This is a genomic window from Vibrio cionasavignyae (assembly GCF_050337155.1).
Taxonomy (GTDB): domain Bacteria; phylum Pseudomonadota; class Gammaproteobacteria; order Enterobacterales; family Vibrionaceae; genus Vibrio; species Vibrio nomapromontoriensis.
The window spans coordinates 146,943-162,723 of record NZ_JAKJSR010000018.1; the positions used below are offsets into that span (position 1 = coordinate 146,943).

Genomic DNA, 15,781 nt, shown 5'->3' on the forward strand with positions numbered 1-15,781 from the left:
AATGGAAAATGAAAACTTTGTAGTTCTAAAAAATGTCTGCAAGAAATTTGGAAACAATACCGTTATCGGTGACTTAGATTTGGAGATCAAGAAAGGCAGTTTGGTCACGTTACTTGGCCCTTCTGGCTGTGGTAAAACGACGGTGCTGCGCTTGGTCGCGGGTCTCGAAAAACCGACCAGCGGTAGAATTTTTATCGATGGCGAGGACGTGACGAACACTTCGATCCAACAACGCGATATCTGCATGGTGTTCCAGTCTTACGCTTTGTTCCCACACATGTCACTGCATCAAAACGTCGGTTATGGCTTGAAAATGCTCGGTCTATCTAACGATGAAATTGAGCAACGAGTTGATGAAGCACTTCAACTGGTCGACTTAGAAGGTTTTGGCAGCCGTTTTGTTGACCAAATCTCCGGCGGCCAGCAACAGCGTGTTGCTCTTGCTCGTGCGTTAGTACTTAAGCCCAAAGTGCTGCTGTTTGATGAACCATTGAGTAACCTAGACGCAAACTTACGCCGTAACATGCGCGATACCATCCGCGACTTACAGCAGCGTTTTAATATTACCTCGCTATACGTGACTCACGACCAATCAGAGGCATTCGCGGTCTCTGATACGGTAATCGTGATGAAAGATGGTGACATCATGCAAGAAGGCTCTCCTACCGATTTGTATAAAAGCCCAGCCTCTATGTTTATGGCTAACTTTATGGGGGAAGCCAACATTTTCGAAGGCTACTACGATGGAGATAACCTCAACATTAATGGTTATCTTATTCCTGCGAAACCAGATGTTGTAGAGGGCATTGAACCTGGGGCTTATCAAATCGGTGTGCGCCCAGAAGCCATCTTACTCACTGACCATGGTGAAGCATGCCAACAGTGTATCGTGAGCAACATCTCTTACATGGGCTCTATGTATGAGGTGATGGTGAAATGGCACGATGAAGAGTTATTGCTACAACTTAACTCTTCACAGTTTGATTCGAGTTACGCCGATCATGCCTACCTCACTATCAATCCAAATGGTTTATTCTTGCTTCCACCCGAGGTGGTAGCAGTGTGATTGAAACCTTAGCTTTAGGCGCTCATTATGTAGTGGAACATTAAATTCGGCCTCCGTTGTGGAGGCTTTCTATTTATGGGGAGTTATTCATATACGATTACTTGAATGGTTCATTCATCACCAAGTAATTAGGCAGCACTCACCATGAGGGTTCTAAATGTCTAAACTATCCCAATATTCTTATACTCACTGTTTTCCTTTTACTTCAGTGTTGCCGTAAGCTTTATCTAACGCCAAAAATCACCCCTATATTCAAAATGATTGTGGGACATGGAAGGAGTAACTGATGAATCGAATTTCCCCTTTAACACTAATAGCGAGCTTAATGATGAGTTTGAATGCATTAGCTGTTGAAAAGGCCGACATACTCTTAACAAACGCTAAAATTTACGGCCATGACAATGCGGATGCGATTGCCATTCATGATGGAAGTATCCAGTTTGTAGGTAAAGCTGCAGAAGCAAAACTATATCGTAATAAAAACACTGAAGTTATCGATCTTGAACAAGCGTACGTGATGCCAGGTTTTATTGATAACCATAATCACGTATTTGAAGCCGCTTCTGAAGCTGGCGGTAACTGTGAACTTAGTATGGATGCTTCGCTTGATGGCCAAATTCCTTATTTAAAGGCTTGCAGCAGAAATAGTAAGTCTACAGGTTGGCTGATGGGTTATGGCTTTTCATTAGAAAGCCTTCTCAATGAAGATAATCATCAAACGCCTCTCGAAGTGATTGATCGTGTTTTTCCGGCTCGTCCTGTTGTGCTCATGGAGCAGACTTCGCACTCGATGTGGGTCAACTCAGCAGCGCTCGAACTTGCGGGTATTACCAAGGCTACACCTGAGCCTCAAGGCGGAAAGATTCTTAAAGACCCAGACAGCGGAGAGCTGAACGGCATTTTGTTTGATAATGCCGGCGATATCGTGATGGAGATGGCGTGGAACAGCTTAGAAGGTCAATTTGAACAAAGCTATACTGGCTTACTGGCCGGTCTTGAAGAATCAGCAGCATATGGCATTACGACGATTGGTGATGGTCGACTCTATTGGAAACGTGGTTGGTATGAGGTGTGGAAGCAAGCAGAAAAAGACGGTAACTTAACCGCTCGAGTGTCGCTTCGGCCATGGATTTATCCTGCTGACTCCATGGCGCCACAGTTGGCCTTTTTGAAGACAATTCAATCAAGCGACACTTCAAGCTTACTGTTGATTGATCAGGTTAAAATGTATAGCGATGGTATTACGATCAACGGTACCGCAAAAACGTTAGCACCGTATTTAGAAACTTACCTACCAGATGAGCCTTACGGCATTAATTATATTCCACCAAGTCAAATGAAAACTTGGTTGGATGCATTGGATAACGTTGGTTACAGCGCACATATTCATGCCATCGGAGATGGCGCGGTTCGTGAATCACTCAACGCGGTTGAACATGCTCGTCTCAACGGTTCGACCAAGCCGTACACACTGACCCATGTTGAGCTCGTAGATCCACAAGATGTAAATCGCTTTGCTAAGTTGAATGTTACTGCGGACTTTCAGGTGGGTTCTAATTATGTTGTTGAGCAAGATCATTCCTGGGCTAAACTCTTTCTAGGAGCAAAAAGGGCCCACGCGTTGATGAACCTTAAAGCTATCTTTGCTACTGGTGCAAATTTAACCCTCAGTAGTGACTGGAATGTCCATGAATTAAATCCGCTTGTTGGCATTGCTAATAGTATAAGAATGGGGGATTCGGGACTGCCTAATGTAAAAGCGGCGATTGATGCATACACTATTAACGCGGCGGTGAGTCTAGGGATAGAAGACGTCACAGGTTCAATCGAAGTAGGAAAGTCAGCAGACTTTGCTATCTTAGGGCAAGACATTACCCGCTTGTCACCTGACAATATAGCAGACACTGAAATCTTAATGACAGTATTACAAGGTCGTATTGTGTTTGATGCTGAAGAATAAAATGCTTAGGAAAAAAAAGGACAGGCACCTTAAAATGAAGAAGAACGAATGCCACGTTCATACTTTTGGTGCCTGTCCTTTTAATCCTTCCGTACCACTAGCTCGCATAAATGGTACTGACCACCAAAGTAACACTAAGCGAATCGAGAAGGTGCTCGACACAGAGACATGATGATGCCAAAGCAGATGCCTTGCGTGATCATAGCGGTGCCACCATAACTAAAGAAAGGCAGTGGACTGCCCATTACGGGGAGCAACCCACTAACCATACCTGTGTTAATAAAAGCGTAGAGAAAAAAACTCAACGCTAACGAACCGCAAACCAGTCTACCAAAGGCGTGATGACAGTGGCACGAGATCCACAGCGTGCGCAGAGTAATAAAGAGGTACAAAGACAACAGCAGTACGCAGCCGACAAATCCCCATTCTTCTGCATAGGAAGAAAAAATAAAGTCGGTATGACTTTCGGGAATAAACCCCAACGCGCTTTGTGTGGCGTTCGCCCAACCTTTACCGGTTATCCCACCAGATCCAATGGCGATATGTGATTGGATAATTTGATAGCCAGCGCCTAAAGGGTCACTCTCTGGGTTCAAAAACTGCAAGATTCTTTTCTTCTGATAGGTCTCAATAACGAAGAACCATAGCAGCGGAATAAGGGTGGCAATTGAGCCGATAAAACCGCCAATAATCTTCCAGCTCATACCAGCAAAATACAGCACAAACAGCATGTAAATGACGCCGAAAATGGCGCCGTCGAGATCCGGCTGAACAAAGATGAGTCCGGTGGGTACGGCGGTGAGCAACAAGGCATAGAAAATTTTGCTGCCAGTTGGTCGCTCGCCGTCTCTTTGTACAAACCAAGCCACCATCATAGGGATGGCAAGTTTAACTAATTCGGAGGGCTGGAAGCGAAAACCTGCGATAGACAGCCAGCGCTGAGAGCCATTTGTACTGTCGCCAGCGAACACTACCGCCACGAGTAGGCTCACCGTGACTAAATATAGGTAAGGTGAAAAGCGGCGATATTGTTTCGCGGGGATGGCCGACATAATGACAATACAAGCTAACGAAATAGCGCATCGAATGAGGTGGTTAGTAATCACAGACTCACTGAATCCACTGGCACTCCATATGGTGATGGTGCTAAGCAGCATGAGCGCCAAAATGGCCATTACAATGGATAAATCAAGTTGAGGGAACAGGTACTTTTTCAATTTATTGCCCGGTGAAGTGGCACTGAATATGGCCACAACTATTAGTTGAGTATTGAATCAGTCGACATTGGGTTAGGCTGATTCATTTACGGTTTAGGTGTTGGAGAGTTATCGTGAGGCCGCTATTGGCCTCACGAGTTAACGGTATAAGTAAGCGAATGGTTTACGCATTGGTTTTGTTTCACCACATTAACTTTTTTTCATCGCTTGCTTGAACCCGCGAATAGCGTGACGAGCTCGCCAAGTGAGAAAGGTAAAAATAGCAGCGCACAAGGTAATGATAGGCGCTGCCATTAGCGCCATGGTTGTGAAACGGCTGATGGGTTCTGGTAACGATGGTAAGAGAAATCCTACACCGGCTAATAGCCCAACCCACAAGGTGGCACTGAGCCAGGAAAAATAATGGAATCGTGGTGTTTCTTGGACGCGCATTCCCATGACCATAGGAACCAATGAACGCACGCAAGGAATAAAGCGAGCACTAAATAACGCCACTAAACCATGCCGACAGAGTAGGTTGTCGACCATTCGCATATTGCTTTCTGGCACTTTTGCCAACCAACCTTTTACGATGGGCAGTTTGTTTAGCCAACGTCCTTGCAAGTATGCTAACCAGCTGCCTACCGCTGCCGCGATAATGAGTAGCGAAAACGCCGCAACAGGATTGAGTACCCCAACGGCAGAGAGCGTTCCAACCAAGACCACCACGCTGTCACATGGCAGAGGCGCTGCGGGCAAAAAGCTGCTTTCTAGTGCGATAAAAAAAGTCACGAGAACGTAAATAAGGATCGCGCTTTCTGGCGCGAGTAACGCGTTAAAGTCTTGATGCCAAAGGGCAATCAAGACGTCTTGGGTAGCTTCAAACATAGTTGCTCCAATGAACCGACAATAAAATTAAGGGTTATAGTAGGAAAATGAAGCGGTTAACGTGAATGAATAAAACGAAATTGAAGGTTAGTATCTTGCCAGCCCGCGAGTCGGCTGTTCTCAAAAAAAAGATAACTGCGTGGGGTGAAGTGAGTGAATCGATAACTCGCGGTAAATAGAGCTATCGCTGACATCATCATTGGCCACGGAAGCGTTGCTTTAGTATGCGGTTGTGCTTTTTGCTGTGCAACGCGCAGAGTTGAGCTACGCAGCAGTTGGGTACTGTTGTCGATATGAGGCGCGCGCTCAGGGCTGACAATCGTGATTGGATGCAAAGACACGCCAGAGTCACTGATATCGGCAATATAGCTAAATAACAATATCGTCGTGCATAGCGATACTGTAAAAAGTGCCAAGATAAAAGGGAATGTATCGAGTCGTCGTTGCACGCTAAGCGCCTAATAAGGGAATCTGCTTATATGTACTGCTAACCACGAAAAAAAGCAATCTTTCTTATCTTAGCGTGACTACGCATCATTTTTGTGTATCAGTTCTGAGGAGGTAAAATGAAAAATGATGAGAGAGACTGACACAATGATTGCGCGGTTTTGTTGCCGATTAAGGGCGTAAAATGTGGGGTGGAAAGTCATGACAAATGAGGGAATTGAATCGATAGTTCAAAACACGGCCAACATGATTTTATATTTTATAAAATCAGCAATTGGGTCGGTTGGGCTCAGAATATGAACCTACATTCTGATTTGTTAATTAAATGTTTCATCCTTCTATTGAAGACTCTAATTTGAGATGGGAACCGCGATGCATGACGGCATGGCGATAACATCAATATAAACAAGAGAAACGAATAGATGGAACTAAATAAACTCACAGTGGCACTGGTAGCATCCTGCACAGGGTTCTACGCACAGGCGGATAGTGCGCCAATTTCTCAAACGGTCGAGATTAACCCCTATCACTCCCATGAATCTCATTCGCAAGAAACTCATTCACAAGACGCTTCCGTAGACGTAGGGCCTTCGCCAAAAAGGTCGGAATCGAACGATCTTACTCCGGCCTTAGACGCATCGCCCAGGGTCATGACGTTTAGTCAGCAAGCCGTGGTAGAGTGTGATGTTTCTGGGTTTGCTACGACCAATACTAATACCCTGATTTCTCAAATCACCTCGCAAGGGGCGGAATGTGTCAATGATTTGTTCGCCGCCAACAGCGCCACTCAAATCACCGCCTTTGATTCCAATAACATGTACTACGTTGCAAAACATGCGACAGAGTTGTCTCGAGCCTATCAAGGTGGCGGCAGCGATGAACTGGAAGCGTTATTCCTTTACTTACGTGCGGGCTATTATGCGGAGTTTTACAATGACGGTGTGAGCTTGCTTTCATGGGTAACAAGCGCAGTGAAAGAGGCGGTGGATACCTTTGTGGCGAATGAGCATTTTTATGATAGTAATGACGCGCACGGCAAAGTGCTTGGTGAGGTCATTACCACCATGGACAGCGCAACGCTGCAACATGAGTATTTGGATGTGATCAACCAATGGCTGTTGCGCTGGAATAGCGACTATGAGCAGCATTGGAATATGCGTGGTGCGGTCAACGGTATCTTCACGCTTTTGTATCGTGGACAGTGGAACAACGGGTTTAAAGTGGCCATCGCAAAACGTGATGACTTAGTTAAAAACTTAAGCGCGTTTGCCAAAGACGCCACAAAGCTGGGGTCAAATTCAGAGTTTATGGCGGTGAATGCGGGAAGAGAACTCGCGCGAATGACCCAGTATACCAATACTCAGATTGAACCACTTGTCACAACGGAACTATCAACCTTATTTACTCAGTACTCCATGTACGGCACGGGTGATGCGGTGTGGTTAGCTGCCGCCGATGTTGCGAGCTATTATTCGGATTGTGCCAACTTTGGGATTTGCGGTTTTGAGGCTGAACTGAAGGGTTTGGTGCTGAGTCAGACCTATACATGTAGCGATACGATTCGAATATTGTCTCAAGATCTTACGGCCATTCAACAGCAGGCTGCCTGTGACAAAATGGGCTTTGAAGAAACCTATTTTCATGGTGAGTTACAGACGGGTAATCAGCCAGTGGCGGATGACCACAATACGCAGCTTCAAGTGAATATCTTTAATTCTAGTGATGATTATCGAAAATACGCGGGGCCTATTTTTGATATCGATACCAATAATGGTGGTATGTACCTAGAAGGTGACCCGTCTATCGTTGGTAATGTGCCAAATTTCGTAGCCTACGAGGCAAGTTATGCCAATCCGGATCACTTTATTTGGAACTTGGAACATGAGTATGTTCACTATCTAGATGGCCGTTTTGATATGTATGGCAACTTTACTACTCCAACAGAAAAAGTGGTGTGGTGGAGTGAAGGGGTGGCGGAATATATCTCTAAGGAAAATGATAACCAAGCCGCGCTGGATACCATCGAGGATGGGACACATTTCACCCTAAAAGAGATATTCGAGACGACGTATGATGGCTTTGACGTTGACCGAATTTATCGTTGGGGCTATTTAGCCGTAAGGTTTATGTTTGAAAAACATGAGGCGGAACTGGCAAACATGCTAGTTGAAACGCGTCGTGGGGACTGGGCAGCCTACAAAGCGCACACAGAACAATGGGCCACCCAATATCAATCTGAATTTGAACAGTGGACACAGCAGTTAGTCGGCGGCATGTTATTACCACAAGTGTGTGATGGTAGTAATGCAGTTAGTGATGGCCGTGTTACGGCTGGTGAGCCTATTTGTTTATCCTCCTCTGAGCCATTATGGTTGAGTATCGAAGGGGTGAATGCGGTATCTAACATCGCGATTTCTACCGCACATGGTAGTGGTGATTTAACGCTGTCATACAGCAATGGTGGATGGCCGACAGGTGATGCGAGTGATGTTGTGTCTAGCAATATCGGCAATGGCGAGTGTATTGTACTTAGCGCTCAAAGTGACTACTGGGGTTACATTAAGGTAGCGGGTGAATACAGTGATGCTACGCTAGTGGTGGATTTTGATGCGACGACGTGTCGTCGATAAAAATTGAATGTAAATCAACAAGCCCAACTTCGGTTGGGCTTTTTAGTGCGCAAAAAAAAGCCAGCTTTCGCTGGCAAAATGGGAGAGGAAAAGTGACAAATAAAATCGCTTAAATCGCTTAAATCGCTTAAATCGCTTGAGTTGCGACTTGTAGCCATTGTGACAGCGGCTTATCTAAATGAGGAGAAAGTAACTGGAAGACACGCTGATGATATTGGTTAAGCCAAACCTTGTCGGTGTTGTCTAACATGGATAGTTCAAGAGCATTGGTCGCAATAGGGGCGATGGTAATGGTCTCAAATCCGTAGAATTCACCGAACTCATTCGTCTCGACTTCAACGACCTTCATTATATTTTCAATACGAACCCCATACTCCCCCTCTCGGTACACGCCCGGTTCATTGGTGATGACCATGCCCGTTTGTAGAGCGACCTCTTTGAGATTTTGCGAGAAGTTTTGTGGTCCTTCATGAACGTTTAAGCCAATACCCACACCATGTCCCGTTCCGCATTTGTAGTCGATGCCATGCTGCCACAGAATGCCACGTGCCAAAATATCAAGATTGGATCCCGTTGTTCCCTTGAGAAACTTGGCTTGGGTGAGGCGAATCACCGCTTTAAGCACCAAGGTATAATCTCGGCGCTGCTGTAAGGTTGGGGTTCCAAAATGAAACGTACGAGTGATGTCTGTTGTCCCGCCGTGATATTGGCCGCCGGAATCAACTAAAAAAAAGTTGCTTTCATCAACGAGCGCGTTGCTCGCTGTATCGGCGGCGTAGTGCATTTTCGCCCCATGCTCTGCAAAGCCGGCAATGGTTCGAAAGCTGTCTGAAATGTAAAGGGGAATGGATTTTCGGAATGATTGGAGGGTTTGTTCAGCCGCTAATTCTGTGACTTGCCCGCCAGGTACTTGTTGCTCTAGCCAATACATAAACGCTGTCATGGCCACGCCATCTTGAATCAATGTGTGTTCCATTGAACCTAACTCAGTCGCATTTTTTTGTGCTTTCATTTGGGTTACGATACAAGGTTCGTCGACCAAGGTAAGGCTGGAATGAATACGGCTCACCAACAAGCTATCGGTGTGTGTGGCGGAGTAATGCATCACAGCCTGATGTGGTAGTTGATTGATGCTGTCTGCCACATTGTCATACTCAAGCGTGACGATACCTTGCTCTAGTAGCTGTTTTTCCAACGTGGCATTAAGTTTTAATCGGTCAATAAACAGGTGGCACGTATCGGCAGTCAGTAATAAGTACGACTCAGATATTGGGCAATACGGTGTATCTCCGCCGCGAATATTTAGTGTCCACATCACGTCATCTAGTGTCGAAACCAACAATCCATCACTGCCTTTATCGTTGAGGTAGCGACGTAATCGAGACAGTTTCTCAGCGATAGACTCGCCGCAAAACTGCAACTCATGCTCAAAAATAGCGGAGTCCGGACGACTAGGACGGTCTTGCCAGTTAGCGGTGATGAGATCCTTTAACTCTAGTTTGATCTCTTTCGGTGTTAATGCACTGACAAGCTCTTGATGAAACGCCGCACTAATTGAACGACCATCTACGCCAACAACGGACTGTGCAGGCAAGGTTTGTGCAAGCCACTGCGCAATACTGGGGGTTGCGGATTCTTTGGCTTTAAATAGTGATAGAGACGAGCCAGTCAGTTGTTCTTCTGCTTGAATATAGTAACGCCCGTCAGTCCATACTCCACCAGCATCGGCTGTCACGACGGCATTGCCTGCCGAACCGGTAAAACCGGAAACCCAGTTTCTCGCTAGCCAATGGGAAGCAGAATATTCGCTGCTATGTGGATCGTTATTTGTCACGATAACTGCGCTGTATCCATGTTCGTTCATTGAGCGACGAAGTGAGGCCAAACGTTCACTAACGGAGGTTGTCTTCATAGAGGGTGGCTTCCTAATGTTGAATGAGTACAAAAAATATGGTGATCATTGAGACCAGTTTTGGTCGGCGCTTGCTCTGCGCATATTGCGGTTGCTTCTGGGCAACGGGTGCGGAATACACAACCACTGGGCGGGTTTAACGGCGAGGGTAAGTCGCCACTCAGCAGTTGGACGTTACGGTTTTTAGCCTGTGCAGGATTGGCAATGGGCACTGCAGAGAGCAGTGCTTTGGTATAAGGGTGGTGTGCATGATCAAAAACATGTTGGTAATGACCCACTTCCATTGGTTTTCCTAGGTACATTACCATGACACGGTCACTGATATGCCGCACGACACTGAGATCATGGGCAATCATGACTAAGGTTAGCCCCATCTCTTTTTTAAGATCGTCAAGCAGGTTAATCACTTGAGCTTGAACGGAGACATCAAGCGCACTAACGGGTTCATCGCACACTACTAACTCTGGGTTGAGTATCAGTGCTCGAGCTATTCCAACCCGTTGGCATTGGCCGCCAGAGAACTCGTGAGGGTAACGATTTCGCTGGCTGGCCAACAGGCCAACTTTGTCCATCATTGCGATCACGCGTGCTTCAATTTCCTGTCGCTTGAGTTGAGGCTCGTGAGTGAAGAGAGGCTCGGCAATGCAATCGGCAATGGTCATCCTTGGGTTTAAGCTTGCTGAAGGGTCTTGAAAGATCATTTGGAACTCGCGACGTTTTTTGGTGAGCTCACTGCGCCCAAATGCACGCATGTCTTCGCCTTTCCAGACCAGTGCGCCACTTGTCGGTTCAATCAGACGAAGCAATGCTCTTGCTAATGTTGACTTGCCGCATCCAGATTCCCCCACAATACCAAGGGTTTCGCCTCGGTAGACATCAAGGTCGATACCGTTGACGGCTTTGACCACTTTACGCTTGCTGGGCAAGAGATGTTTTTTGACACTGAAATGCACGTGGAGATCTTGCGCCGCGAGCAGTATTTCTTTGCGATTCATATTGCCTCCTTAAGCGGTCTGTAGAATAGGCGTAACGGTTTGCTGACCAAAGACATGACAAGCAATGGATTGATTAGGTCTTACTGGTAAAAATGCTGGCATCGCGACGCTGCATTCTGGTTTATAGTGTTCACAACGTTCTTTGAACGGGCAGCCTTTATGATTAATGAGTGCGCTTGGTGGGCTACCGGGGATAGTTGGGAGGCGATCCATATCTTCTGTTACGGAAGGGATAGCGCGCAATAAACCTTGTGTATAGGGATGAGAGGGCGTGTTAAACAGACTTTCAGTATCGGCTTGCTCCATACGATTACCCCCATACATTACCAATACTCGATCGCACATTTCCGCGACGACACCCATATCATGAGTAATCAGCAAAATGGCGGTGTTGAACTCTTGTTGCAGCTCTTTAAGCAGCGTGAGTATTTGCGCTTGTACGGTCACATCAAGCGCAGTCGTAGGTTCATCTGCGATGAGCAGTTCAGGGCGACAAAGCAGTGCCATCGCGATCATGACCCGTTGCCTCATGCCTCCAGAAAGTTCATGAGGGTATTGGTTTAGTCGTGTTTCTGGAGAGGGGATACGCACGGCATCTAACATTTTTATAGACTCGTGCCTCGCCTCCCTTTTCGTGAGGCCTTTATGTATTATCAGCACTTCACACAACTGCTTGCCAATCTTCATAAACGGATTGAGTGACGTCATTGGATCTTGAAAAATCATGCTGATTTTTTCTGCACGAATGTGATTGAGCTGAGCTTTAGACATGGTGAGCAAGTTTTCACCATGCAAATTCGCTTCCCCAGATACTCTACCGTTATGTGCGGTCAGCCCCATTAGCGCGAATACGGATTGGCTTTTACCTGAACCAGACTCGCCAACGATACCGAGGGTTTCACCTGCGCTAATGCTGTAATTAAGGTTATTCACGGCTTTCACATTGCCGTCGGCCGTTGCAAAGTCGACATTCATATTGTTAATGGTCAGTATTGTCATAGCAGTGCCTTCCTAGCGGTCTTTGGGATCAAGCGCATCTCGCAGCCCGTCACCAATAAAATTGAAACAGAACAGGGTCGCGACCAAAAATGTTGATGGGAACAATAACAACCAAAGTGCCACATCGATGGTTTTTGCACCTTCAGCAATGAGAATGCCCCAGCTGGTATCAGGTGGTTGTACGCCTAAGCCTAGAAAGCTAAGAAAAGATTCAAACATGATAAAGCCAGGCACCATTAGGGAGGAGTACACCATCACAATTCCCAGTACATTCGGTAAAATATGGCGGCGAACGATGGTGAGTTTTGATACGCCAATCGAGTGTGCGGCTTCAATAAATTCACGCTTTTTAATGCTAAATGTCACGCCCCGAACCACGCGGGCGATGCCAAGCCAAGACACCATGCCAATGACCACGAAGATCAAATAAATATTGTTGCCAAACAGGGTGACAAAAAGTATGACCATAAACATGAATGGGACGGAGTCGAGGATTTCAATTACTCTCATCATTGCGCCATCAACCGCGCCACCAAGGTAGCCAGAAATACTGCCCCAGATCGTGCCAATGACAACGGCAACCAGCGCCCCCATAAAGCCGACCATGATGGAAAGTTGACCGCCTTTCATGGTGCGAGCAAACAAGTCCTGGCCTAAATCATCAGTACCAAAATAGTGCTTGGTCGCAACGGATGGCTTGCCAAGTTCATAAGGGTCACTAACGACATTCCAGTCAATCTCGTCATGGCTAAACGGGGTGAGGTGAGGGCCAAGCGTAATACATAAAACGATAAAACCCAGTAAATAAACGGAAGTCATCGCGGCGCGGTTTTTTCTAAATCGCCCCCATGCATCTTGCCATAAGCTGCGCCCTTCAACGGCGTCGATATTGCTAACAACTTGCTCTGAAAATTGAGAAGCGTCGAGTTTTTTAGTGGTTATCATAGTGCCACCTAAACTTGGATTCTTGGGTCAATCACGGTGTAAAGCAGATCGACAACTAAATTAAAAAAGATCGTGAGAGTGGCGACAATCAAGGTAATCCCCATGACTAATCCGTAGTCTCGGTTAAGTGCGCCAGAGACAAAGTGTTGTCCCATCCCTCCCGTACCAAAGAAAATATCGATGATCACTGAACCCGTGACGACAGCGACAAAGGCAGGACCTAACATGGCAATCACAGGAATGAGTGACGGGCGAAGAGCATGGTGAAATAACAGGTAAGCCGTTGATAGCCCCTTGGCTTGCGCGGTGCGAATATACGGCTGATTCAGGGTTTCTATCATGGCGCCGCGCATAACACGCGCAATACTTGCCACTGACCCAATAGCTAAGCTCAGTACCGGTAGAACTAAAAATGCCGCCGAGCCGTTTTCCCACCCTCCCGCAGGCAGCCACCCTAAATGAATGGAAAACACCGTGACTAACACGGGGGCGAGAACAAATGCAGGGATCACCACGCCAGTCATGGAAAGTGACATCAGCAAGTAGTCGAGGCGGCTATTACGATTTAATGCTGCGATAGTGCCGAGTAACATGCCAATTGGTACGGAAATACAAAAAGAAAGTACGCCAAGGACGGCGGAAACTGGCCAAGATTGAGCTACCAGTTGGGTGACTGTAAAGTCATGGTAGACGAAGCTTGGGCCTAAATCACCCTGCACGAAGTTCTTAATGTAGAGGAAATACTGCACCAGAAACGGTTCATTAAGATGAAATTTCGCTTCAATATTAGCGCGAACAATTTCGGGCATCGGTCGTTCCATATCGAATGGTCCACCGGGTGCGATATGCATCAGCCAAAATGAAACCAGTGCGATAAAAAGTAAGGTTGGAATAGCGATGCAGACTCGCCGTAAGATGTACCACAACATAATCACCTCCATATAAAGTGAAAAAGGGGCCTACCCACGTCGCTCATTTCGTTATTAGAGACGTTGCTGTCAGGTAGGCCCAAGCGTTATGCCTTTATTGCGCTAGGACGTAGACATTCTTTCGGTAATAGGAAGATTCAGGATTGGTGCGTTCATACCCGCCAATATGGGGTTTAACCAAGTATTGGTCATTGCCAGGACGGTAAACGGGGATGATCGCCATTTCGTCAATCAACAAGGTTTCTGCTTGGATGTATGCCTGAGAAGGATCAGCCAATACTTTTGACTCGCTCATTAGCTTGTCGTACACGGCGTTATTGTATTTTGAGTCATTGTACTCACCGTTGGAGACAAAAATATCCAGCCACGTTGACGCTTCATTGTAGTCGGCTGTCCAACCCCCTCGGCTGACGTTACCGGGATCTTTTAGGGCGTAAAATACTTTAGGTTCGAGTTGCTGAATGTCGATTTGCACACCTAAGACACTTTTCCACATACCAGCCATCGCCGTTGCCATCTTTACGTCGTTAGAAAATGTCGGCACGGTGAAGGTGAGTTTTAACGGATTCTCTTTGTCGTAACCCGCATTTTTGAGCAGCAATTTAGCTTGTTCGTTACGCTGTTTTTGTGTCCAAGTCGCATAGTCGGGCGTATGACTTTTGAAGCCATCGGTTTGAGGTGGCACCAGCGTGAACATAGGGATGCCGCCATTTTTCAAGATCGCTTTGGTGAGGATAGTACGATCAATGGCATAGGACAGCGCGGTTCTGACTCGAATGTCTTTGGTTGGCCCCTTTTCAGTATTGAGGTAGTAAAATGTGGAGCCAAGAGATGCACTGGTATCGGCGACCTGCTCAGGGTATTGTTTTAACAGTTTTTTCTTTTGAGCGGATGGAATAGATAGCGCTTGGTCAATATCACCCGCAAGGTAGCGATTAAGTGCCACATTGGCATCTCCAATCGGAAGCCACGTCACCTTATCTAAGACCACATTGTTAGCGTCCCAATAGTGCGGGTTTTTGGTCATCACCATTTTTTCATTGACCTTCCAGCTAGACACTGTGAACGCGCCGTTAGTGACGATATTCTCTGGTTGAGTCCAATTACTGCCGTGTTTTTCAATGGTCGCTTGATGCACTGGCGCTAAGACAGGATGCCCCAGCAGTTTGATAAAGAAGGGGACGGACTGCTCAAGGGTGACTTCAAAGGTATAATCATCGATTGCGCGAACACCTAGCGTATCTGGCGCCATTTTTCCTTTCATGATAGCGGCGGAGTTTTTGATTTTTGGTATCGCAGCAAACCATGCATAAGGGGAGGCGGTGTTAGGGTCGAGCAGTCGTTGCCAGCTGTACACAAAATCATGAGCGGTGAGCGGCTCGCCGTTAGACCATTTAGATTGGCGAAGCTGAAAGGTATAGACGGTATTGTTATGACTGGCGTGCCAAGCGGTGGCAATACCGGGTATGGTTTTACCGGTTTTATCTTGCACGGTGAGCCCTTCGAACAAATCTCGACCGAGATTAAAGGCAGGCTCTGCAGCTTGTTTTGCAGGATCGATTGAGGTGACTTCCGCGCCATTATTGAGTGTAATCGCTTGCTCTTTTGCGAGTTGAGTTCCTTGTGGATACGGTTTTGCAACCGCGGTTCCGGCGAGCGCGCTTGCAACGATAGCGCTTAATATCAACAGTTTACTTTTATTCATCACTTCCTCGTTGTGTCGTTATGGTTATCCAACAAGGAAAAGGTATATTGTATAAAATCTTCGCGCAATGAGTTGTTAACATTTTATTAACGAGACGTCATTCGGAGAG

The 15,781-nt window shown here is 46.5% G+C and carries 12 protein-coding genes; 3 read left to right on the forward strand and 9 right to left on the reverse strand.

Annotated elements, in window-relative coordinates; translation table 11 throughout:
* The first annotated feature begins 1 nt into the window (after nt 1).
* Nucleotides 2–1,066, forward strand: coding sequence for a ferric ABC transporter ATP-binding protein (gene fbpC, locus L4D74_RS14920; protein ID WP_428752936.1), 1,065 nt, complete (start codon nt 2–4; stop codon nt 1,064–1,066).
* A gap of 286 nt (nt 1,067–1,352) precedes the next feature.
* Complete coding sequence (locus L4D74_RS14925) at nt 1,353–3,026, forward strand: amidohydrolase (protein WP_428752938.1); 1,674 nt, start codon at nt 1,353–1,355, stop codon at nt 3,024–3,026.
* Between the two features lie 134 nt (nt 3,027–3,160).
* On the opposite strand, the gene rodA is transcribed toward L4D74_RS14925, so the two are convergent.
* From rodA to L4D74_RS14940, 3 genes are all read right to left on the reverse strand, one after another.
* Nucleotides 3,161–4,243 (reverse strand): rod shape-determining protein RodA, encoded by a 1,083-nt coding sequence (rodA, locus tag L4D74_RS14930; protein ID WP_428752940.1) that lies wholly within the window; start codon nt 4,241–4,243, stop codon nt 3,161–3,163.
* Between the two features lie 189 nt (nt 4,244–4,432).
* Entirely contained in the window at nt 4,433–5,110 is a 678-nt protein-coding gene (locus L4D74_RS14935; RefSeq protein ID WP_428752942.1) for a DedA family protein, read from the reverse strand.
* A gap of 56 nt (nt 5,111–5,166) precedes the next feature.
* Nucleotides 5,167–5,559, reverse strand: a complete 393-nt coding sequence (locus L4D74_RS14940) for a hypothetical protein (protein WP_428752943.1) — start codon at nt 5,557–5,559, stop codon at nt 5,167–5,169.
* A 420-nt stretch (nt 5,560–5,979) separates the two neighbouring features.
* Between L4D74_RS14940 and L4D74_RS14945 the strand changes: the two genes are divergently transcribed.
* A complete protein-coding gene (locus tag L4D74_RS14945; protein ID WP_428752944.1) occupies nt 5,980–8,187 on the forward strand; it encodes a collagenase in 2,208 nt (735 codons plus the stop codon).
* A 127-nt stretch (nt 8,188–8,314) separates the two neighbouring features.
* Here L4D74_RS14945 and L4D74_RS14950 read toward each other — a convergent pair whose 3' ends face one another.
* From L4D74_RS14950 to L4D74_RS14975, 6 genes are all read right to left on the reverse strand, one after another.
* Nucleotides 8,315–10,099 (reverse strand): aminopeptidase P family protein, encoded by a 1,785-nt coding sequence (locus L4D74_RS14950; protein ID WP_428752945.1) that lies wholly within the window; start codon nt 10,097–10,099, stop codon nt 8,315–8,317.
* Nucleotides 10,096–11,094, reverse strand: a complete 999-nt coding sequence (locus L4D74_RS14955) for an ABC transporter ATP-binding protein (RefSeq protein WP_428752947.1) — start codon at nt 11,092–11,094, stop codon at nt 10,096–10,098. Before L4D74_RS14955 ends, L4D74_RS14950 begins: the two co-directional genes overlap by 4 nt.
* A 9-nt stretch (nt 11,095–11,103) precedes the next feature.
* Nucleotides 11,104–12,093, reverse strand: a complete 990-nt coding sequence (locus L4D74_RS14960; protein ID WP_428752948.1) for an ABC transporter ATP-binding protein — start codon at nt 12,091–12,093, stop codon at nt 11,104–11,106.
* Nucleotides 12,094–12,105: 12 nt separating this feature from the next.
* A complete protein-coding gene (locus L4D74_RS14965) occupies nt 12,106–13,038 on the reverse strand; it encodes an ABC transporter permease subunit (RefSeq protein ID WP_428752949.1) in 933 nt (310 codons plus the stop codon).
* Between the two features lie 8 nt (nt 13,039–13,046).
* Nucleotides 13,047–13,967, reverse strand: a complete 921-nt coding sequence (oppB, locus tag L4D74_RS14970) for an oligopeptide ABC transporter permease OppB (protein WP_428752951.1) — start codon at nt 13,965–13,967, stop codon at nt 13,047–13,049.
* 94 nt (nt 13,968–14,061) lie between these two features.
* A complete protein-coding gene (locus tag L4D74_RS14975) occupies nt 14,062–15,672 on the reverse strand; it encodes a peptide ABC transporter substrate-binding protein (RefSeq protein WP_428752953.1) in 1,611 nt (536 codons plus the stop codon).
* Between the last annotated feature and the right edge of the window lie 109 nt (nt 15,673–15,781).

Excerpts from the sequence above, each read along its gene's own strand:
- L4D74_RS14955 (WP_428752947.1), bottom strand. The coding sequence starts at position 11,094 with ATGAATCGCAAAGAAATACTGCTCGCGGCGCAAGATCTCCACGTGCAT.
- L4D74_RS14945 (WP_428752944.1), top strand. The coding sequence starts at position 5,980 with ATGGAACTAAATAAACTCACAGTGGCACTGGTAGCATCCTGCACAGGG.
- fbpC (WP_428752936.1), top strand. The coding sequence starts at position 2 with ATGGAAAATGAAAACTTTGTAGTTCTAAAAAATGTCTGCAAGAAATTT.
- L4D74_RS14925 (WP_428752938.1), top strand. The coding sequence starts at position 1,353 with ATGAATCGAATTTCCCCTTTAACACTAATAGCGAGCTTAATGATGAGT.
- L4D74_RS14960 (WP_428752948.1), bottom strand. The coding sequence starts at position 12,093 with ATGACAATACTGACCATTAACAATATGAATGTCGACTTTGCAACGGCC.
- oppB (WP_428752951.1), bottom strand. The coding sequence starts at position 13,967 with ATGTTGTGGTACATCTTACGGCGAGTCTGCATCGCTATTCCAACCTTA.
- L4D74_RS14965 (WP_428752949.1), bottom strand. The coding sequence starts at position 13,038 with ATGATAACCACTAAAAAACTCGACGCTTCTCAATTTTCAGAGCAAGTT.
- L4D74_RS14935 (WP_428752942.1), bottom strand. The coding sequence starts at position 5,110 with ATGTTTGAAGCTACCCAAGACGTCTTGATTGCCCTTTGGCATCAAGAC.
- L4D74_RS14950 (WP_428752945.1), bottom strand. The coding sequence starts at position 10,099 with ATGAAGACAACCTCCGTTAGTGAACGTTTGGCCTCACTTCGTCGCTCA.
- L4D74_RS14975 (WP_428752953.1), bottom strand. The coding sequence starts at position 15,672 with ATGAATAAAAGTAAACTGTTGATATTAAGCGCTATCGTTGCAAGCGCG.